Annotated in this window: 18 protein-coding genes; 8 read left to right on the top strand and 10 right to left on the bottom strand. The window is 74.7% G+C overall.

The features are described 5' to 3' along the window. Positions 1-6 precede the first annotated feature (6 nt). The 5 genes from ACN9MS_RS00305 to ACN9MS_RS00285 are packed head-to-tail and all read right to left on the bottom strand — an operon-like array spanning position 7 to position 4,886. On the bottom strand, positions 7-789 hold the full coding sequence (locus ACN9MS_RS00305) for an ABC transporter ATP-binding protein (RefSeq protein ID WP_426310197.1): 783 nt from the start codon (positions 787-789) through the stop codon (positions 7-9). Beyond that, positions 782-1,540 (bottom strand): ABC transporter ATP-binding protein, encoded by a 759-nt coding sequence (locus ACN9MS_RS00300; protein ID WP_426310196.1) that lies wholly within the window; start codon positions 1,538-1,540, stop codon positions 782-784. Before ACN9MS_RS00300 ends, ACN9MS_RS00305 begins: the two co-directional genes overlap by 8 nt. Beyond that, positions 1,537-2,772, bottom strand: a complete 1,236-nt coding sequence (locus ACN9MS_RS00295; protein ID WP_426310195.1) for a branched-chain amino acid ABC transporter permease — start codon at positions 2,770-2,772, stop codon at positions 1,537-1,539. The genes ACN9MS_RS00300 and ACN9MS_RS00295 overlap by 4 nt, the downstream gene beginning before the upstream one ends. Next, a complete protein-coding gene (locus ACN9MS_RS00290; protein WP_024841626.1) occupies positions 2,756-3,640 on the bottom strand; it encodes a branched-chain amino acid ABC transporter permease in 885 nt (294 codons plus the stop codon). Before ACN9MS_RS00290 ends, ACN9MS_RS00295 begins: the two co-directional genes overlap by 17 nt. A 7-nt stretch (positions 3,641-3,647) precedes the next feature. Further along, entirely contained in the window at positions 3,648-4,886 is a 1,239-nt protein-coding gene (locus tag ACN9MS_RS00285) for an amino acid ABC transporter substrate-binding protein (RefSeq protein WP_426310194.1), read from the bottom strand. A gap of 217 nt (positions 4,887-5,103) precedes the next feature. On the opposite strand from ACN9MS_RS00285, the gene ACN9MS_RS00280 reads away from it, so the two are divergent. Further along, the gene (locus tag ACN9MS_RS00280) at positions 5,104-6,171 is read left to right on the top strand and encodes a LacI family DNA-binding transcriptional regulator (protein WP_426310193.1); all 1,068 of its coding nucleotides are present in this window, start codon (positions 5,104-5,106) and stop codon (positions 6,169-6,171) included. 68 nt (positions 6,172-6,239) lie between these two features. On the opposite strand, the gene ACN9MS_RS00275 is transcribed toward ACN9MS_RS00280, so the two are convergent. Then, positions 6,240-7,088 (bottom strand): class I SAM-dependent methyltransferase, encoded by an 849-nt coding sequence (locus ACN9MS_RS00275; RefSeq protein WP_426310192.1) that lies wholly within the window; start codon positions 7,086-7,088, stop codon positions 6,240-6,242. Between the two features lie 190 nt (positions 7,089-7,278). On the opposite strand from ACN9MS_RS00275, the gene ACN9MS_RS00270 reads away from it, so the two are divergent. Genes ACN9MS_RS00270 through ACN9MS_RS00260 form a run of 3 tightly spaced genes read left to right on the top strand, consistent with a single transcriptional unit; the run spans position 7,279 to position 9,856 of the window. Next, positions 7,279-8,283: a hypothetical protein gene (locus tag ACN9MS_RS00270; RefSeq protein ID WP_426310191.1), complete on the top strand. Its 1,005-nt coding sequence runs from the start codon at positions 7,279-7,281 to the stop codon at positions 8,281-8,283. Beyond that, positions 8,280-9,095: a hypothetical protein gene (locus tag ACN9MS_RS00265; RefSeq protein WP_426310190.1), complete on the top strand. Its 816-nt coding sequence runs from the start codon at positions 8,280-8,282 to the stop codon at positions 9,093-9,095. The genes ACN9MS_RS00270 and ACN9MS_RS00265 overlap by 4 nt, the downstream gene beginning before the upstream one ends. Then, on the top strand, positions 9,092-9,856 hold the full coding sequence (locus tag ACN9MS_RS00260; RefSeq protein ID WP_426310189.1) for a hypothetical protein: 765 nt from the start codon (positions 9,092-9,094) through the stop codon (positions 9,854-9,856). Before ACN9MS_RS00265 ends, ACN9MS_RS00260 begins: the two co-directional genes overlap by 4 nt. A 28-nt stretch (positions 9,857-9,884) precedes the next feature. Here ACN9MS_RS00260 and idi read toward each other — a convergent pair whose 3' ends face one another. From idi to ACN9MS_RS00245, 3 genes are all read right to left on the bottom strand, one after another. After that, complete coding sequence (idi, locus tag ACN9MS_RS00255; protein WP_426310188.1) at positions 9,885-10,481, bottom strand: isopentenyl-diphosphate Delta-isomerase; 597 nt, start codon at positions 10,479-10,481, stop codon at positions 9,885-9,887. Positions 10,482-10,564: 83 nt separating this feature from the next. Next, positions 10,565-12,418, bottom strand: coding sequence for an ABC transporter ATP-binding protein (locus ACN9MS_RS00250; protein WP_426310187.1), 1,854 nt, complete (start codon positions 12,416-12,418; stop codon positions 10,565-10,567). Further along, positions 12,415-14,208 carry an ABC transporter transmembrane domain-containing protein gene (locus ACN9MS_RS00245; protein ID WP_426310186.1) on the bottom strand — a complete coding sequence of 598 codons (1,794 nt, stop codon included), beginning with the start codon at positions 14,206-14,208 and terminating at the stop codon, positions 12,415-12,417. Before ACN9MS_RS00245 ends, ACN9MS_RS00250 begins: the two co-directional genes overlap by 4 nt. Positions 14,209-14,377: 169 nt before the next feature. On the opposite strand from ACN9MS_RS00245, the gene ACN9MS_RS00240 reads away from it, so the two are divergent. From ACN9MS_RS00240 to ACN9MS_RS00225, 4 genes are all read left to right on the top strand, one after another. Beyond that, on the top strand, positions 14,378-15,472 hold the full coding sequence (locus ACN9MS_RS00240) for an iron chelate uptake ABC transporter family permease subunit (protein WP_426310185.1): 1,095 nt from the start codon (positions 14,378-14,380) through the stop codon (positions 15,470-15,472). Between the two features lie 26 nt (positions 15,473-15,498). Beyond that, the gene (fepG, locus tag ACN9MS_RS00235; RefSeq protein WP_426311943.1) at positions 15,499-16,575 is read left to right on the top strand and encodes an iron-enterobactin ABC transporter permease; all 1,077 of its coding nucleotides are present in this window, start codon (positions 15,499-15,501) and stop codon (positions 16,573-16,575) included. Positions 16,576-16,679: 104 nt separating this feature from the next. Continuing rightward, on the top strand, positions 16,680-17,480 hold the full coding sequence (locus tag ACN9MS_RS00230) for an ABC transporter ATP-binding protein (RefSeq protein ID WP_426311942.1): 801 nt from the start codon (positions 16,680-16,682) through the stop codon (positions 17,478-17,480). Positions 17,481-17,576: 96 nt separating this feature from the next. Then, the gene (locus ACN9MS_RS00225) at positions 17,577-18,620 is read left to right on the top strand and encodes an ABC transporter substrate-binding protein (RefSeq protein ID WP_426310184.1); all 1,044 of its coding nucleotides are present in this window, start codon (positions 17,577-17,579) and stop codon (positions 18,618-18,620) included. On the opposite strand, the gene ACN9MS_RS00220 is transcribed toward ACN9MS_RS00225, so the two are convergent. After that, the gene (locus ACN9MS_RS00220; RefSeq protein ID WP_426310183.1) at positions 18,545-19,621 is read right to left on the bottom strand and encodes a squalene cyclase; all 1,077 of its coding nucleotides are present in this window, start codon (positions 19,619-19,621) and stop codon (positions 18,545-18,547) included. The two genes, ACN9MS_RS00225 and ACN9MS_RS00220, sit on opposite strands and share 76 nt — an antisense overlap. Positions 19,622-19,650: the final 29 nt, after the last annotated feature.

Below are 19,650 nucleotides of genomic sequence, written 5' to 3'. Positions count from 1 at the left end.
TGGCGGTCATCCGTTCTGCGAGAGCGAGCGCTCGGCGGGCCGGCCGCCGAGGTAGAGCTCGGAGAGCTGGGGGTCGGCGAGGAGCTCGGGCGCGGGGCCGGTGATGTGGACGCGGCCGAGGTCGAGCACGCACCCGATGTCGGCCGTCTCGAGCGCGCGGCGCGCGTTCTGCTCGACGAGCAGCACCGCGACGCCGGCGTCGCGCATGCGCACGACCTGCTCGAACACCGTCGACGTCGTCTTCGGGTCGAGGCCCATCGACGGCTCGTCGAGCAGCACCACCTCAGGGCTCACCATGAGCGACCGCGCGAACTCGACCTGCTTCTGCTGCCCGCCGGACAGCAGGCCCGCGAGCTGCTTCCACCGCTCGCCCACGATGGGGAAGAGGTTCTGCACGAACGCCACGCGCTCCGCGATCTTCTGCTTGTCGCGCAGGGTGTACGCGCCGAGGAGCACGTTCTCGGCGACCGTCATCTCGCGGAACACGCTGTGGCCCTGGAGCACGTGCGCCAGGCCGGACTGCAGCATCTCCTGCGGTCCCTGGCCCGTGACGTCGCGACCGCCGACGAGGATGCGGCCCGAGCGCGGCTTGAGCAGCCCGCTCGCGACCTTGAGCACCGTCGACTTGCCCGCCCCGTTCGGCCCGACGAGGCACACGACCGTGGCCGCGGGGACCTTGATCGTCAGCCCGCGCAGCACCATCGCGGCGCGGCCGTACCCGGCCTGGACGTCGTCCAGCTCGAGGAGGTACTCCTGCTTCGCCCCCGTCCCGGGGGTCGGGTCAGACACCAAGATAGGCCTCCAGCACTCGCGGGTCGGCTTGCACGACGGCGGGGGTGCCCTCGGCGATCGGCCGGCCCCGGTCGAACACGATGACGTGGTGGGACAGGCTCATGACCATGTCCATGTTGTGCTCGACGACGAGGAACGTCTTGCCCTCGGCGTTGAGCTCCTGCACGAGCGTCCCGATGCGCCCGATGAGCGCCGGGTTCACGCCGCCCGCCGGCTCGTCGAGCATGATCGTGTCGGGGTCGCCCATGAGGACGCCCGCGAGCTCGAGCAGCTTCTGCTGCCCGTAGGACAGGTTGCGCGCCTCGACGTTCTCCAGGTGGTCGATGCCGACGCGCACGAGCAGCGCGCGCGCCTTGTCGATCTCCTCGGGGTTGCGCGCCCCGGCGAGCAGCTCGCGCACCTTCGTGCGCCGGACCGCGACGAGCATGTTCTCGAGGACGGTCATGCGCGGGAACACGCGGCAGAGCTGGAAGCTGCGCCCGATCCCGGCGCGCGCGATCTTGTGCGGCGCGCGCCGCGTGATGTCCTCGCCGCGGAACGTGACCGTGCCGGAGTCCGGCTTGATCATGCCCGTCACGCAGTTGAAGAACGTCGTCTTGCCGGACCCGTTCGGGCCGATGAGCGCGTTGATCTTGCCGTGGTGGAACGTGACCGTCGCGTCGCGGACGGCGTGGACGCCCCCGAACGACTTGGTGAGGCCGACGGTCTCGAGGTTGCGTGTCGTCTGTGCGGTGGTCGTCGTCGTCATCGGTCCTCCTCCTGGCCCGTCCGAGGACGAGGGGCCGCGTCGCCGTCGCCGTCCTGCGGGACGACGGCGGTGGTGGGTCCTGCGGTCGGCTCACCCTCTGCCGGGGCAGCGGCCGCGCGGTTGCGCTCGAGGAGCTCTGCCGCGGTCATCTCGCGGATCGAGGAGTCCTGCGGGCCGAAGCGCTTGAAGAGGGCCTGGGCCGCGGGGATGATCCCGTCCGGCATGAAGAGGACGACGACGCCGAGCAGCAGGGCGGTGGCGACGAGGTGGAACTGGGTGTCGCCGAACTCGAGCTTGAAGTACTCCAGGCCCGTGCCGACGACGACGGCGCCGAGGAGCGGGCCGAAGAGGTGCCGGACGCCGCCGAACAGCGCCATGAGCACCATGTAGGAGCCGAGCATGATGGAGAACTGGAAGATCGGGTCGAGGTCGCCGAACCACAGGGCGTACATGCCGCCCGCGAGGCCGGTGAACGTCGCCGAGACGACGTAGGCGACGAGCTTGTAGTTGCGCGTCGGGACGCCGAGCGCCTGGGCCTTGTCCTCGTCCTCGCGGATCGCCTTGAGCCCGGTGCCGAAGCGCGAGCGGTCGATCGCCCACCACGCGACGAGCATGACGACGAGCAGCGCGGCGAACAGGTAGAAGAACGTGCGGTGGTGCTCGGGCCGCAGCAGGTCCGGGAACGGGCGCGGGACGACGAGGCCGTCGGACCCACCGGTGAAGGACCCCCACGCCTGGAAGACCAGCAGCAGGATGAGGACGAACGAGATCGACACGATGACGAACGACGCGCCGCGCACGCGCAGCGCGGCGATCCCCACGGGGATGGTGATGAGCAGGACGAGCGCGCCCGCGACGAGCCACGCGACGAAGCTCGGGAGCCCGAGGTCGCGGATCAGCAGGCCCGTGCCGTAGGCACCGAGCCCGAAGAACGCGGCGTGCCCGAGCGAGACGTACCCCGTGAAGCCGCCCATGAAGTTCCAGGCGGTCGCGGTGCACGCGTAGCTAAGGACGACGATGCCGGCCGACAGGATGTACGCGTTGGGCGCCATCGTCGGGAAGGCCAGGACGAGCACGGCGAGGACGACGAGCGCGGCGAGGCGGACGACGCGGCCCCAGGGGCGACGTGCGGGAGGTGCGGCGGGAGCGGCGGCCGTGCCTGCGCCGTCGGGCACCGGGCGGGCGGCCGCACCGCGGCGGCTCGCGGGACGGGTGTCAGAAGCGTTGGGCAAGGCGACCTCCGAAGAATCCCTGGGGCCGCAGCATCAGCGTCGCGAAGAGGGCGACGTAGAAGATGGTCTGCGCCCACGTGGTGCCGAGCGGCACCTGGAGCAGGCTCTGGCCGATGCCGAGCACCATGGCGGCGATCGCGGCGCCCGGGATGGACCCCAGGCCGCCGACGACGATGATCGCCATGAGCGGGCCGATCCAGTGCCAGTGCAGCGACGGGTAGATCGTCGCGTCGAGCGACAGCGCGGTCCCGCCGATCGCGGCGGTCGCGAGGCCGAGGCCGAAGCCATAGCCCGCGACGCGGTCGGTCTTGATGCCGACGAGCTGCGCGGCCTCGCGGTGCTGGATCGTCGCGCGCAGGGCCTGGCCGAACCGGCTGTGCTTCATGAGCAGGTACAGCAGCGCGAGGGAGAGCGCCGCGAGCCCGAAGGCCACGAGCTTCACGACGGCGATCCGGGCACCGAAGAACTCGATGCTCGCCCCGGAGTACGGGAGCTGGATCCGTCGCTGGGTGCCGCTCCAGACGAAGCCGATCATGCCCTCGATGAAGAGCGCGACGGCGAACGTGAGGAGGACGGACATCATCGTGAGCGTCGCGGGTCGCAGGCGCGTGATGAGCAGGCGCTGCATGCCCACGCCGACGAGGAAGAACAGCGGCACCGTGATGACGAGCGACAGCAGCGGGTCCATGCCGGTCTGCTGGTTGAAGAACCAGGCGAGGTAGGCGGCGAGGATGAGGAACGCCGAGTGGGCGATCATCACGACGCGCATCACGCCGAAGTACAGGGTGAGGCCCGCTGCCAGGAGGGCGTAGAGCCCTCCCAGCAGCACGCCGAGCACGAGGCTCTGGAAGAGGAGCGTTCCTGTCACGAGGTGATCACCAGGCCGGCTTGGGGAAGACGAACTCGGCTTCCTTGGCGTCCTGCGGCAGGACGATCTGGATCTCGCCGTCCACGTACTGCTGGATGAGGTGGGCGCCCTGCGGCTTGCCCGTCTCGTCCCAGGTCAGCGGCCCGACGACGGTCTCGACCTCGTTGCTGCGCAGCCACGAGATGAGCTCCTGCTGGCACTCGCCCTGCTCGGCGCACCCGACGGCCTCGACCGCGGCGGCGACGACCTGGCCGGTCGTGTACGCGTTGGCCTCGTCCTCGCCGGGCGGGTTGCCGTGCAGCTCCGTGTACCGCTCGACGAAGTCGACGTTCGACGGCCAGCTCGCGGTCTCGGTGTAGCCCGTGGGGGAGAGGATGCCCTCGGTCTTGGCGCCGATCGCCGCCGAGAACTCGGGGTTGGTCGGCGCGGTGGAGAACGCGGCGAGCTGCGGCTGGTAGTTGAGCTGCTGCAGCGCGACGATGAGGTTCACCGCGTCCTGGTACTGCGTGCCGCCGATGACCATGTCCGCGCCCGAGTCGTTGATCTTCGCGGCGATCGAGGAGAAGTCGGTCGTGTTGGGCGGGTAGACCTCGTCGACGACGATCTCGAGCCCGGCGTCGGCGAGCTTGTCGCGCAGGCCGTAGGCCGTGCCCTGGGCGAAGGGGTCGTCCATCGAGGCCACCGCGACCGTCTGCGGACGCTCGCCCTCGGGCATGTCGAGGATGTGGTCCGCGAGGTAGTTGTAGTGGTCGTCGGCGACGGCGGGGGCGGCGTAGAACAGGTTCTCGAAGCCCTGCTCGAAGACCTCGTTCGCGGCGCCGGCCGGCTCGACGAAGAGCATCCCGTACTCCTCGGCGACGCGGGCGCTCGGCACGACGAGCCGCGTGGAGAACGGCCCGAACACGAGGTCGACCTCGTCCTGGGCGATGAGCGCCTCGTAGTCCTGCACGACGCGGTCCGCGTTGGACTGGTCGTCGAGGATCTTGAGCTCGACCTGTCGCCCGAGGAGGCCCCCGTCCTCGTTGACGAACTGCGCCCAGGCCTCGTAGCCGCGCTGGACGCCCTTGCCGGGCTCGGAGAAGTCGCCGGTGAGCGGGAGGGAGATACCGATGACGATCGGGTCGTCGGACCCGCCGCCTCCGCCCTCGCCGTCGGACCCGCCGGAGCACGCCGTGAGGACGAGCGCCGTCGCGGACACGCCGGCCGCGAGGGCGAGCGCGCGGCGTGAGCGGGGGCGGGTGGACATCCGTGGAGTCGACCGAGAATGCATGGACGTGACTCTCCCTACTTCGTCGTAGTGAAGACCTGAGGCCGTACTGCTCCGTACGAGACCGCTTGTTTACGAAAGCGCTTTCGTAAGCGCTTCCGCTAGAGTACGGTGCGGACAGCGGATGTGGCAAGCGTCACGTCGGGGAGGGCTCTTCGGCCACCGACCGGGCGACGCACGGACGAGCGGAGCAGGGGTGCGTCGAGAGGGTCGGACCACGAAGGGTAGGAGCGCGCTGCGGCTGGTCGACGTCGCCGAGCGGGCGGGCGTGTCGCTCGCGACCGCGTCGCGCGCGCTGTCGGGCAGCGACGGCGTCTCCGAGGTGCTCGCGGAGCACGTCCGCGAGGTCGCGACGGAGATGGGCTACATCGCCAACCCGCACGCGCGCACGCTTGCCGGGGGCACGACCTCCGTCGCCGGCCTGCTCGTCTACGAGATCGGCGACCCGTACTTCTCCGAGATCGCGAGCGGCGTCGTCCGGGTCGCGACCGAGCACGGGTGGAGCGTCCAGATCAGCCACACCGAGCGCGAGCCCAGCGCCGAGGTCACGCAGATCCGGCTCATGCGCGCGCACCGCGTCGGCGCGATCCTCGTCGCTGGTTCCGGCTACGTCGACCCCGCGATGGAGGCCGACGCCGCGCGCGAGCTCGCGGCGTTCCAGGAGGCCGGGGGCCGGGTCGTCGTCATCGGGCGGCACCACCTGCACAGCGACGCGGTGCTCCCGGACAGCGAGGCAGCGGCCGCGAGCCTCACGGACCACGTCCTCGGCCTGGGCCACCGACGTCTCGCCATCGCCGCGGGGCCCGAGCGGCTCACGACCGTCGCCGACCGCACCGCCGGCATCCGGAGCGCCGTCGCGGCCCACGGCCTCGACCCGGACGACCTGTTCGTCGTGCACGCACCCTTCACGCGCGAGGGCGGGCGCGACGCCACGCAGCGCATCCTCGCGCAGCGCCCGGACACCACGGCGATCCTCGCGCTCAACGACGCCATGGCCACCGGGGTGCTCTCGCTCCTGCGCGAGCGCGGCGTCGTCGTGCCGCGCGACATGTCCGTCACCGGGTTCGACGACATCCAGGTCGCGCAGGACCTCGCGCCCGCGCTGACCACGGTGCGCCTCCCGATGAGCGAGATGGGAGCGACGGCGTTCGAGCTGGCGCTCCGGCCGCCGTCGGGCCGGCCGCGCCGCAAGCGCACCGACCACGAGCTCGTGGTCCGCGACTCCACGGCCCCACCCCGCCCGGACACCCCGGTGGGTGCATGAAATAGTCGCGCCGCCGGCGTCGGGACGCGGCTATTTCATGCACTCAGCGGGTGGGCGGTGGGCGCGCGTCAGAAGGGCTTGCGGGCCACGACGAGGAAGCGCGGGGCCTCGTCGACGAACTCGTGGCCCGCGGCGAGGTGCAGGTGCAGGGCGCGCAGCGGGGCCTCGTACCGGGCGACGGCCTCGGGGGCCAGGGACGCCAGGTCCGGCACCTGCCACGCCATGAGCTTGAGGTACCAGAGCACCGAGGACAGGTCACGGAACCGCCGCAGTCCCTCGTGCTCGCGCGCGACGTCGACGACGAAGCCCGCGTCGCGCAGCACCTCGACCGCGGCCTCGAGCGTCACGGAGTCCGGGTCCCACGGGAGCTCCGTGCCGAGCGCGGTGCTGAGGCGCAGGCCGTCGCGGGTGTCGACCTGCTGGGTGAGGAACACCCCGCCCGGCTCGAGCACGCGCAGCACCTCGTCGGGGTCGAACTCCTCGTGCCGGTCCAGCACGACCGCGAACTGGCCGTCGAAGAACGGCAGGAGCTGCTCCTCGTCCCCCTCCACGGTCCGCACCTCGACGCCCAGGGGCTCGAGCCGGCGTCGGGCCACCGGCAGGTTGGGCGCCCAGCCCTCCGTCGCCGCGGACCCGGCGGGGAACGGTCCGAGCGTCGAGAGGAGCTCCCCGCCGCCCGTCCCCAGGTCGAGCACCGCGCCGCGGCCGCTGCCGACCAGCTCGCGCGCGAGCGCGGCGTAGTCCCACGGCAACGGGTCCTCGACCACGCGCTCCGCAACGGGCGAGAGGTCGAACCCGACCACGGGCACCGCGCGGGCCCAGGAGACGTGCTCCTCGAACGAGGCGTCCCGGGCGGGGACGGGCACGTCGGTCGCCCGGTCGGAGGTGGCGGGGGTGTCGGGGACCGCGGCAGGCATGCCTCGATTGTCACCCGCGGGGACGCCGTCACCGAACACGCGCGCCGAGCCTGCGCGGAGGAGACGGGGAGTCCTCCCCATCGCCTCGGGGCGGGTGCAGGCGATAGCCTCCCGGATGCCCGTTTCGTGCGCTCCGGGACCCCGGGGCCGCGACGGGCGACCTACCGACCGACGAGGGGACGAGGACGACGTGAGCGGGATGTGGGGCGCCGACGTCACCGAGCTGAGGAGGCTCGCGCAGTCGCTGCGCTCCGCCTCCGACCAGCTCGTGAGCACGACGTCCGAGGTCAGCGGCCTCGTGGAGGCCGCCGGCAGGTGGCAGGGCGGCGACGCCGACCAGTTCCGGGGCGAGTGGACCGGGTCCTCGGTGGCGCTGCTGCGGGGGGTGAGCCAGACGCTCGCCGAGGCGTCGCAGGCGGTCCTGCGCAACGCCGACGAGCAGTACCTGACGAGCACCGAGGGCGGCGCGATCCCGTCCCCCGGCGTGCCCGGACCGGGCGTGCCCACGGGTCCCGGCGGCGGGCCGCTCGGCGGCGGCACCCCGCTCGACGGGTCGATCTGGGACGTCGGCGAGACGGCGTGGGGCGCGATCTCGTTCGGCCTCGCCGGGTGGAAGACCTGGAAGGTGGGCCAGTCGCTCACCGCGTTCCTGCAGGCCAGCCGCCTCGCCGACCTGTCCGACGCCGCCGCGAGCGCGTCGGTCTTCGCGCGCGGCATGGTCCTCGACGACGCCATGGGGCTGCTGGGCGGCCTCGGGACGGCGGGCCGGCTCGCGGGCGGCGTCGGCGGCCTGTTCGGCGTCATCGGCGGCGTCAACCAGATGTTCAACACCGAGTACGACGGCGTCCGGGGCGGCGTCGACCGGGTCATGGGCGGCCTGTCCGTCGTGGGCGGCGCGGGGACGATGCTCATGATGGCGGGCATGCTCACCAACCCGGTGGGCATCGGGATCGTGGTCGGCGCCGGCGTCGTCGCAGGCGCCTGGGCGCTGGGGAACCTCGTCGTCGACAACTGGGACGCGATCTCGGGCTTCGCCACCAACCCCGGCCCGTACCTCGCGGACGGGTGGGACAACGTGACCGACTTCGCGGGCGACGCGGTCGATACGATCGGGGACGTCGCGTCCGACGTCGGGGACGCGATCGGCGACGGGCTCTCCGCCGCCGGTGACTTCGTCGGAGGGCTCTTCTCGTGACCCAGCAGACCATGCGGTGGTCCACGTCGGACATCGCCGCGGCCGAGCGCACGCTGGCACGAGCCACCGCGGGCGAGGTCACGCACGTCGTGACGCTCACCGACGAGGAGATCGTCATCCTCGACGGCCTGCAGAACCCCCAGCTCGTGGCGGTCCCGTGGCTCGACGCGCAGGAGGGCGCGGACCGCGCGCTCGTGGGCCGCGTCGCGCTCCGCTCGCTCCTGGCCCGCGGCATGGTCGTGCCGACCGAGGACGCGGCCGCGGCGGAGCCCGTGGACGGTCGCCCGGCCGTCGGCATCGAGGCCGTCCCGGAGATCACAGGTCCCCTCGTGCTGCGCCGCACGGCGAACGCGATCCTGTCCGTCGAGCGCACGACGTCGCTCGGCCGGCACTGGGTGTACGTCTACCTCCACGAGGACGACCGCGTGCTCGAGGAGGAGGTCGCGCCCAGCGGCCACCACGCGTTCAGCGTCTACCCGCTGGCCGAGCTCGCGGGCCGGCTCGCGGTGTTCGTCGACCCGGGCGCCAAGGCGCTGCTCGACGGGCGCTCCCAGACGTTCACGCCCGACGAGCTCGCGGCCCAGGCGCCGACCCTGCCCGAGCTGGCCGGGGCGCTGGCCGTGACGACGATCGGCGCGGTGCGCGCCGGCTCCGACGTCCTGGAGCAGGTGAGCGTCTACGCGACGCCCGACGGCGTGTACACGGTCCGCGGCGGCGAGCACGGGGCCGACGGTGCCCCGACGACGCTCACGCTCTCCGAGGTCGGGGCGGCCACGGTCCGCCGTCTCCCGCTCGAGCTGCTCGGTCGATGAGCGGGCCGACGCCGGCGACCGGCGCGCGCGCGACGCGCAAGGTGCGGCACCACGCCGAGCGGTCCGGCCTCGGTGCGGTCCGGCACGTGTCGGCGTCGACGCCGAACGGTCCCGCGTGGGCGGTGACCGTCGTCGTGGTGCTGGTGTTCTCCGTCGGGCCGGCGCTCGTGGGGAACGCGGGCGCCGCCGCGATCGGCTACCTCCTGCCGTCGTTCGCGGCGATCGCCGCCGTCATCCTCTGGTTCCTCGGCTCCGAGAAGCTGGTCGTGCTCGACCACGGGATCCTCGTCGGCTCGTTCGCCCCGTTCCTGCGCCCGGTCGCGGTGCCGTTCGCGGCGCTCGACGTCCGGACCGTGCGGGCCGCCGTCGCGAGCCCGCGCACGCTCGGCCTGCTGCTCACCGACCGCGGCGTGTCGACGGCGTCGCGCACCGTGCTCTGGTCGCGCCGCGCCGTGACCTTCGTCGGGGTCGCGCCGAGCCAGCTCCGGCAGGCGCGCGCTCGGGGGCTGCACGTCGACCTCTCGACCGCGACCGCCGTCGACCTCTGGGTCTTCTCCGCCCGCGACCCGCGTCGCCAGGAGCACGTCGTCCGCGCGCTGGGAGACGCCGCGCGCGCGGCCGGGGTGCCCGGCGCGGAGCAGGTCGAGGCCCTCGCCCTGCCCGCGCAGCCCGTGCAGGTCTCGCCGCAGGGCGCGGACCGTCTCGCGGTCCCGGAGCGCCTGCGCAGCGCCCGGGCGCGGCACCCCCAGACGACGCGCTGAGCGGCTCGCGGAGGGTCGACCGCCGGCGTCAGGCCGAGGTGGGTCCGAACGCCGCGGCGAGTCGCGCCGTCGGACCGTCGCCCTCCGTGCTCGCGGCCCCGAGGGCGGCGACCTGGAGCACCATCCACGGGCTGAACGCCCACGGGGTCGCGGCGACCGCGCGCGCGACGTCGCGCGGGTCCGCCCAGGCGGTCTCCATGACCTCGTCGGGGTTCGCCTCGACCGTGCCCACCGCGCGCGCCGCGTAGACCGGGCAGATCTCGTTCTCGACGACGCCGGACGCGTCGACGGCGCGGTAGCGGAACCCCGGCACCGCGACCTCGAGGCCCGCGATCTCGAGCCCGAGCTCGTGGCGCGCGTGCCGGACGATCGACTCCTCGGTGGTCTCGGTCCAGCGCGGGTGCCCGCAGAACGAGTTGGTCCACACGCCCGGCCACGTACGCTTCGCGAGCGCGCGCCGCGTGAGCAGGAGGCGGCCCGCGTCGTCCAGGACGTAGCAGGAGAAGGCCAGGTGGAGGGGCGTCTCGGTCGTGTGGACCGCGGCGCGCTCGAAGGTGCCGGTCCGGCGACCCTGGTCGTCGACGGTGACGACGTGGTCGGCGGCGACGGGGACGTGCGAGGTCATGCGGCCACTCTCGCACACGGCCGTCCGGGACGGGGAACCGCTGTCAGGAGTCCTCGTCGGGCCGGTGCCGGCCGGGGTGCCGGTCAGGTGTCGGCCCCCGAGCCGCTGCCCGCGTCCCGCCCGGCCGACCAGGCCGACCACAGGTGCGCGTAACGCCCTCCCGCGGCGACGAGCTCCACGTGCGTGCCCTGCTCGACCACGCGGCCGTCGGCGACGTAGGCCACGCGGTCGGCGGTCACGGCCTGGCTGAGGCGGTGCGCGACGACGACGCACGTGCGCCCGCGCGCGACGGCCGCCACCGCGGCGTCGAGGCCGCGCGCCCCGCGGCTGCCCGCCTCGGCGGTGGCCTCGTCGAGCACGGCGACGCGGGGGTCGCGCAGCCGGAGCCGGGCGAGCGCGAGCTGCTGCGCGCGGTCCCCGCCCAGCGGGTGCGCGGTCGCCCCGACACGGGTCGCGAGACCGTCCGGGAGGGCGCGCACCCAGCGCGCGGCGCCCACGGTCCGGAGCGCGTCCCACAGGTCGTCGTCCGTGGCGTCCGGGCGCGCGAGGCGCAGGTCGTCCGCGAGCGTGCCCGCGAAGACGTGCACGTCCTGCGTCACGAGCGCGACGTCTCCGCCCGGACCGGTGCGCGGCGGCGCCCCGTCGACCGTGACCGAGCCCGCGCGGGGCTCCTCGATCCCCCCGACGAGGCGCGCGATCGTCGACTTCCCGGACCCGCTCGGACCCACGAGCGCCACGTGCTCGCCCGGGGCGACGTCGAGGTCCACGCCGTGCAGCACGTCGGCGCCGTCGTACGCGAAGCGCACGCCGCGCAGCCGGACGGTCGCGCCCTCGGCCGCGCGGGCCCGGTCGGGGATCCCGCGGCCCGGCCGTCGAGGCGCGGGGCCCGCCCCCCGTCCGCCCGCCGTCGCGTCCGGGAGATCCAGGACGCCGACCAGGCGGGCGAGCCCCGCCCCGGCGCGCTGGAGCTCGTCCGCGCCGCCCAGGAGCGTGTTGATCGGGCCGAAGAGCCGGTGGAAGTAGAGCGCCGCCGCGGTCGCCGCGCCGAGCGTCGCCGCGCCGTCACGCACGAGGACGAACCCGACGACGAGCACCGAGCCGAGCCCGAGGAGCTCGGCGACGTTGAGACGCCCGTAGAAGCGGGTCATCGAGCGCGCGGCGCGCAGCGAGTGGTCCACGTAGTCGAGCGACGCGCGGTCCACGGCGGTGCGTGCGTGCTCCTCGATCCCGAACGCGCGCACGGTCTCGGCGCCGACGAGCGCGTCGAGGCTGCGCTGGGTGCGCGCGGCCTCGGCGACCCGGGTCGCGCGGTACATCGGCGAGGTCCGGCGGATGTACATCACCGTGGCGAAGACCTGTACCGGAACCGCGACGAGCGCCGCGACGGCGAAGCGCCAGTCGAGCAGACCCAGCCCCGCGAGCGTCACGCCGATCGTCAGGGCGGCCCCCGTCGTGCCCGGCAGCACCTGCGACGCGGCGTCCGCGACGACCCGGACGTCGCCCGACACGCGCGCCACGAGGTCGCCGGTCCCGGCGCGCTCGAGCCGGCCGAGCGGCTGGTGCAGCGCCCGGTCGAGGACGCGCTCGCGCAGGTCGGCGAGCAGGCGCTCGCCGAGCGCGGCGACGGCGCGCGTCGAGACGTGCGTGAGCGCCGCGGTCACCAGCCCGACCACGACGAGCGCCGCGACGAGGACGGCCACCGCGCGCCCGTCGCGCACCGTGACCGCGTCCACGACGCGGCCGAGCAGCCACGGGACCGCGAGGCCCGCCGTGCTCGTCGCCAGGAGCGCGGCGAACGCGCCCACCGCGAGAGCGCGGTGGCGCCCGAGGAGGCCGCGCGCCGCGCGCCACGTCTCCCGCGCGCTCGCCGTGGGCAGGGGCTCGCGCGGACCGGCGGGCGCCGAGGCGCCCGGGTCCCGGGGGAGCGCCGCGGTCATGCGAGCACCGCCTCTCGGTAGCCGTCGTGGTCGAGGAGCTCCCGGTGGGTGCCGCGCGCGACCAGGCGGCCGTCGTCGAGCAGGAGCACGTGGTCGCACGTCCCGAGCACGACGGGGCTCGTCGTGACGACCACCGTCAGCAGGTCCGCCCGGTGCGCGCGCACCGCCTCGGTCACGCCGAGCTCGGTCGCGGCGTCGAGGGCCGACGTCGGCTCCTGGAGCACGACGACCGGACGCCGCGTCGCGAGCGCCCGTGCCAGGAGGACGCGTTGGCGCTGTCCTCCGGAGAGCGCGCCGCCGCGCTCCCCGACCGGCGTGCCGGGCGCGACGTCGTGCACCTGCGCGACGGCGAGCGCCGCTGCCACGGCACCGGCCGGGTCGTCCGACGTCCCCGTGGCGGCGTCCGTGGCGGCGCGCGGGAGGACCACCGCGACGTTGTCGTGGACGCTGCCGTCGAGGAGCACCGGCTCGTGCGGGACGGCCAGGACGCGGGCGCGACGGCCCAGGGCGTCGAGCGCGCGGACGTCGTGCCCGCCGACCCGCACGGCCCCCCGGTGCACGGGCTCGGTGCCCGCGAGCAGCCCCGCGAGGGACGCCGCGGCGGCCGGGTCGTCCGTGACGACGCCGACCAGCCCCGGGCGGTCGCTGCGCCACGACACGTCGCGCAGCACGTCGGTGGAGACGGCGTCGAGCTCGACGTGCCACGGGGCGACCTCGGGGTCCTCCCCGCCCCGGGTGCTCGCCCCGGCCGTGGCCGGGACGTCCGCGCCGGCCCCGACGACCGGCCCGTCGGCGGAGGGCTCCGCGAGCCAGTCGCGCACGCGGCCGAGCGACGCGCGGACGCCCGCGGCCTCCGCGCCGAGGTACGCCAGGCCGGTGAGCGGCCACTGCACGAACTGCGCGAGCCCGACGACGGCGACGAGCTCCCCGACCGTGATCCGCCCCTCGAGCGCCATCCACGCCGCGGCGCCCACCACCGCGGCGAGCAGCAGCCCGCCGACCAGGGAGCTCGTCGCCCGGTGGCCCGCGCGCGACCGCGCGGCGCGCAGCGCGGCGGCGAGCGCGTCGCGGCTCGCGGTCGCGTACCGGCGCCCGGCCTCGTCCTCCGCGCCGAGGCCCTTGAGGGCGCGCAGGCCGGTGACGGTGTCGGTCGCGAGCGCGCCGGCCGCGGCGACCTCCTCCTGCTCGCGCGCGCTGCGCCGCTCGAGCGGACCGGAGAGCGCGTGCATCGCCCAGAGCGCGAGCGGCGTCACGACGAGCACGCCGAGCCCCAGCGGGACGGAGACGACGAGCAGCGAGACCGCGGCCGTGAGGAGCGCGGCGGCCGCCGCGGCGTTCTCCCCGACGACCCAGACGATCCCGGCGACCTGCTGCGTGTCCGAGCCCGCGACGGACAGCACCTCGCCGGGCAGCCGCGGACGGCGCAGGGGTCGCAGGGCGTGCCCGACGACGCGTGTGCGCAGCGCGTGGGCCGACGTCTCGAACACGCGCGCGGTGAGCCGGAAGGAGAGGCGCCACGCGGCGGTGAGGACGAGGAACAGCGCGGCGAGCAGCCCGAGGCACGCCGCCAGCGCGCGCGGGTCGGACGTCGCGATCGCGGCGTCGACCGTCCTGCCGATGACGACCGGGACGAGCGCCTCCGTGACCTGGTGCAGCACCAGCCCGCCAGCGGCGAGGACGAGGAGGCGTCCGCGCCGCCCGCCGAGGACGACGCGCAGGGCGTCGGAGGCGTCGTGACGCCGTCGCGGGTCGGGTGACGGGGCAGGCTGCGGGTCGGGGAGCGGAGGCACCGGCACATCGTAGGTGAGGTAAGCCTTACCGACGTGGGATCGTGAGGGGTGTCACCCGGGCAGGCCGCCGCACCGTCTTGCCGGGCCCACCCCGCCGTGAATTAAGGTGAGGGTAACCTCACTAGGCAATCGACCGACCGGGCACGCGCCCCCGAAAGATCCGAGCACCATGACCTCGCCCGCGACCGCCGACGCGCCGGCCGGCGTCCCCGACGGGACCAGTCGGCCCACGACGGACCGCGACGACCGTCCCGCCGGGCTCGCCCGCACCAACGCCGGTCGCAGCCTCGGGCTCCTCGTGGCGGTCGCGGTGCTCGTCCTCGCGATCGCCCTGAGCCTCGTCGTCGGCTCCAAGCCGGTGCCGCTCGGCACGGTGTGGGACGCGCTGACCGGCTACGACGGCTCCGGCGACCACGTGATCATCCGCGACCTGCGCCTGCCCCGGACCCTCGTCGGCCTCCTCGTCGGGACCGCGCTCGGCGTCTCGGGCGCCCTCATCCAGGCCATGACGCGCAACCCGCTGGCGGACCCGGGCATCCTCGGCGTCAACGCCGGGGCGGCGTTCGCCGTCGTGCTCGCGGTCGCGTTCCTCGGGTTCACGGACATCCAGTCCTTCATCTGGTTCGCGTTCGCGGGAGCGGTCGTCGCGACGGTCGCGGTATACGCCATCGGGTCGCAGGGTCGCGGGGGAGCGACGCCGGTGCGCCTGACCCTCGCGGGCGTCGCGCTGGGCGCCGTCCTGGGCGGCATCTCGCAGGGCATCACGCTGCTCGACCCCGCGGCGTTCGACCGCATGCGCTTCTGGGGCGCCGGCTCGCTGGCCGGCCGCACGATGGAGATGGCCGGCACGATCGCGCCGTTCGTCGTGATCGGGCTCGTCATCGCGCTCGTCGTCGCCCGCCCGCTCAACACCATCGCGCTCGGCGACGACCTCGCGAGCTCGCTCGGCGCGCACGTCGGGCGCACGCGCATCCTCGTCGGCGTCGCGGTCATGCTCCTGTGCGGCGCCGCGACGGCGGCCGCCGGGCCGATCGGGTTCGTCGGGCTCATGGTCCCGCACGTCGCGCGCTGGACGGTCGGCCCCGACCAGCGCTGGATCCTCCCGTACTCGGCCGTGCTCGCACCGGTCCTGCTCCTCGTCTCCGACGTCGTCGGCCGCGTCGTCGTCATGCCGGGCGAGCTGCAGGTCGGCATCGTCACCGCGTTCGTCGGGGCGCCGGTGCTCATCGCGCTCGTGCGCCGCTCGAAGGCGAGCGGGCTGTGAGCGCCCCGGTCCGGGACGACGCTCCCGTGGGCCCGCGCGTGCCCGACGGCGGCGCGCACCGCGTGGACTTCGGCCGCCCCACGCGCGTCGTGCGCGGGCTCGGCGGCCGCGTGAGCCACTGGCTCGACCTGCGTACCCTCGCGGTGTGCGGGGTCCTGCTGCTCGTCGCGCTCGCGGTCGGGATCGTCGCGCTGACCACGGGCGACTACCCGCTCACCGTGCCGCAGGTGCTCCAGGCGCTCGTCGGCGCGGCCGACGGCCCGGTGCACATGGTCGTCGTCGAGTGGCGCCTGCCGCGCGCGCTCATGGCGCTCGTGCTCGGCGCTGCACTGGGCGCGAGCGGCGCGATCTTCCAGTCGCTCACGCGCAACCCGCTCGGCAGCCCCGACGTCATCGGCTTCAACACCGGTGCGTACACGGGCGCGCTCGTCGTCATCATGCTGCTCGGCGGCGGGTACGTGGGCGTCGCGGCGGGTGCGCTCGTCGGCGGCATCGTCACCGCGGGGGTCGTGTACGTGCTCGCGTACCGGCGCGGCGTCCAGGGCTTCCGGCTCATCATCGTCGGCATCGCGGTGTCCGCGATGCTCGCGTCCGTCAACCAGTGGCTCATCATCAAGGCCGACCTCGAGACCGCGATGGCGGCCGCGGTGTGGGGCGCCGGCTCGCTCAACGGCATGACGTGGGCGCAGGCCGTCCCCGCGGCCGTGCTGGCCGCGCTCCTCGCGCTGCCCCTCGTGTGGCTCGCGCCTCGCATGGGCCTGCTCGAGCTCGGGGACGACGCCGCGGCCGCCCTCGGCCTGCGCAGCGAGCGGGTGCGCCTCGCCCTCGTGATCGTCGGCGTCGCGCTCACGGCCCTCGTCACCGCCGCCGCCGGACCGATCGCGTTCGTCGCCCTCGCCGCCCCGCAGCTCGCGCGCCGCCTCACGGGCGCCGCCGGGGTGCGGATCCTCCCGGCCGCCGTCATGGGCGCCGTGCTGCTCGCTGCGAGCGACCTCGTCGCCCAGCGCGCGTTCGCGCCCACCCAGCTCCCCGTCGGCGTCGTGACCGTGAGCGTCGGCGGCGCCTACCTCGTCTGGCTCCTCGTGCGCGAGGCCCGCAAGTGACCACGAACCCGCAGACCGGAAGGACCCCGGTGGCTCTCACGAACCTCGCGGACGCCCCGAGCGGCGCCCTCGCCGCCGCGTCGACCGACGCGCGCGCGGACCGCGTGCACCCCGCGGACCGCCTGCACGCCGAGGGGGTCACGATCGGGTACGACGACCGTGTCATCTCCGCCGACCTCGACGTGAGCATCCCCGACGGGTCGTTCACGGTGATCGTCGGGCCGAACGCGTGCGGCAAGTCGACGTTGCTGCGCGCGCTGTCGCGCCTGCTCAAGCCGTCGCGGGGGCAGGTCGTGCTCGACGGCCGCTCGATCTCGTCGATCCCCGCGAAGGAGGTCGCGCGCCGCCTCGGCCTCCTGCCGCAGACGTCGATCGCGCCCGAGGGCATCACCGTCGCCGACCTCGTCGCGCGCGGTCGCTACCCGCACCAGAAGCTCCTGCGGCAGTGGTCGCGCGAGGACGAGGCCGCGGTGGTCGGCGCGCTCGCCGCGACCGGGACGACCGCGCTCTCGGGCCGCCTCGTCGACGAGCTCTCCGGCGGCCAGCGCCAGCGCGTGTGGGTCGCCATGGTCCTCGCGCAGGAGACCCCGATCCTCCTGCTCGACGAGCCGACGACGTTCCTCGACATCGCGCACCAGATCGAGCTGCTGGAGCTGTGCGCCGACCTCAACCGCGACCGAGGCCACACGCTCGTCGCCGTGCTGCACGACCTCAACCACGCGTGCCGCTACGCGACCCACCTCATCGCCATGAAGGACGGCGCGATCGTCGCCGAGGGCGCGCCGGCCGACGTCGTGACGGCCGAGCTCGTCGAGGACGTGTTCGGCCTGCCGTGCCGCATCATCGCCGACCCCGTGACGGGCACCCCGCTCGTCGTGCCCGAGGGTCGTCCCCGCCGCGCCTGAGCGCGCGGCCCCGTTCCCCAGCCGGTCGACCCACCCGCCCGACCGGCCCCCCACCGTCCTGCGCTCGCCCGCACCGCCTCGTCGGAGGAGCAACGCATGACCCGCACCACCCGTCCCTCGTCCACCCTGCCCGGCACGACCCGCCCGGTGCGTTCGCTCGCGGCCGGCACGCTCGCCGTCGGGCTCGCGGCCACGCTCGCGGCGTGCTCGACCGGCACCGACCCCGGAGCCGGGGCCGACGACGACGCGCAGCCCGCGGCGAGCGCCGACGGCTGGTCCTGGACGTCGTCGGGCTACGGCACGACGTACGAGCTCGACGCGGCGCCCGACAGCGTCGTCGTGGACGGCTACAGCGCCGCGGCGCTGTGGGACTACGGCGTGCGGCCCGCCGGGGTGTTCGGCTACGGCTTCTCGGACGCCGGCGCGCTGTCGATCGGGAACGCGCAGGTCGACGAGATGGAGGTCGTCGGTGCCGACGCGGAGCTCAGCCTGGAGAAGCTGCTCGCCCTCGAGCCCGACCTGGTGATCGGGTTCGGCAACGAGGACGGCACCGCATGGACCTGGTGGGACGACAAGGTCACCGAGGAGGCGACGGCGGTCGCGCCGTTCGTCGGCATGAAGTTCGCGGGCCGCCCGGTCGTCGAGGTGATCGAGGACTACGCGTCGCTCGCCGAGGCGCTCGGCGGCGACGTCGACTCGCCGGAGGTCACGGAGGCCCGGGCCGCGTTCGACGAGCGCCTCGACACCCTGCGCGGCATCGCGGCGGAGAAGCCGCTGACGATCCTGCCGCTCAACGGCGCCGAGGAGCTGTGGGTGGGCCAGAAGACGCTCGGCCAGCTCGCGCTGCTCGAGGAGCTGGGCTTCACGATCGGCGGGCCGCAGGACCAGGAGGCCTGGGCCGAGCTGAGCTGGGAGCGCGTGCCGGACTACCCGGCCGACGTCGTGCTGAGCTACACGGGCTCCGACGAGGCGATGGCCGCGAACCCGGTCTACGCGGGGCTGCCCGCGGTGCAGGCGGGTCAGGTCGTCGGCTGGGACGACAAGCGCCCGTTCACGTACGCGAGCTACGTCGAGTGGTTCGACGAGCTGATCGCGGTGCTCGACGGCGCGGAGGTCGTGTCCGGGACGCCCGCGTCCTGACGGCCCGCACCGTCCCACCAGTCGAGGACGACGGTCGCGTGGTACGTGAGCCAGCGTGACGGCTCGCCCGCGGGCGCGTCGACCTCGAACCACACCCGGCCCGGGTGGCGCCGGCCCTGGAGCCAGGTGCCGTCCGGGCGGCGGGCGCGGCGGACGTGCTCGACGGCGTCCGCCGCGCGCGGGTCCGGCGGCGTGCCGTCGAGCAGCGACGCCTCGCGGAGGTAGACCAGCGCGTTGAGCACGCTGTAGTACCAGCGGAACGGGTAGGCGAGGCGGAACACCCAGTCGCCGACGGGCTCGCCCGTGCTCAGGCGGCGGTACAGCCCCCGGCGCAGCAGGTACTCCTCGCCGGATCGGCGCGCCGCGCGCAGCTCGTCGTCGCCCCCGGCGAGCTCCTGGTAGGCGAGCAGCCCCTTGAGCGCGTTGAGCGTCGAGTGGAACGAGGAGACCGTGGCGCCCTCGACCCACTCGCAGTTCCACCCGCCGTCGGGCAGGCGTCCGTCCAGGACCGCGCGGAGGAGCTCCGACACGTCGACCCCGAGCCACGCGCCGGCCGCGAGCGTGTACCCGTTGATGCACCAGTCGACCTCGCCGCCCCAGTAGGGCAGGTCGTCGTACTCCCAGCGGCTGTGCGCGGCGAGCAGCTCGGGGGTGCGACGCGCTCGCAGGACGCCCGGGTCGAGCCCCCACTCACGGAGCGCGACGAGCGACCAGGTCGTCGCGGTCCAGGGCTGGCCCTCCTCGGGCGCGCCGCCCGCGTCGACCACTCCGGCGTCGGCGGGGAAGTACGCGCCACCCGCCCACTGCCCGTCCGGGTCCTGGAGCCCGAGCAGGCGGGCGCCGAAGCCCTCGGTCGCGACCCGCGCCCGCGTCTCCTCCCACACCTCGGGCGGCGCGTGCACGAGGTCGCGCTCGACCCGCCAGCGCAGCGCCGGGTCGGAGTCGAGCAGCCAGTCGACCAGCCCGCCGTCGGGCGGCCCTCCGGGAGTGCCGTCGGCCATCCGGCCACGCTACGCCCGGGCAGGGCCGC

This window comes from Cellulosimicrobium sp. E-16 (assembly GCF_049913115.1).
GTDB lineage: Bacteria > Actinomycetota > Actinomycetes > Actinomycetales > Cellulomonadaceae > Cellulosimicrobium.
Note: the sequence above shows the minus strand (reverse complement) of the source record. Positions and strands in the feature narration are given on the sequence as shown.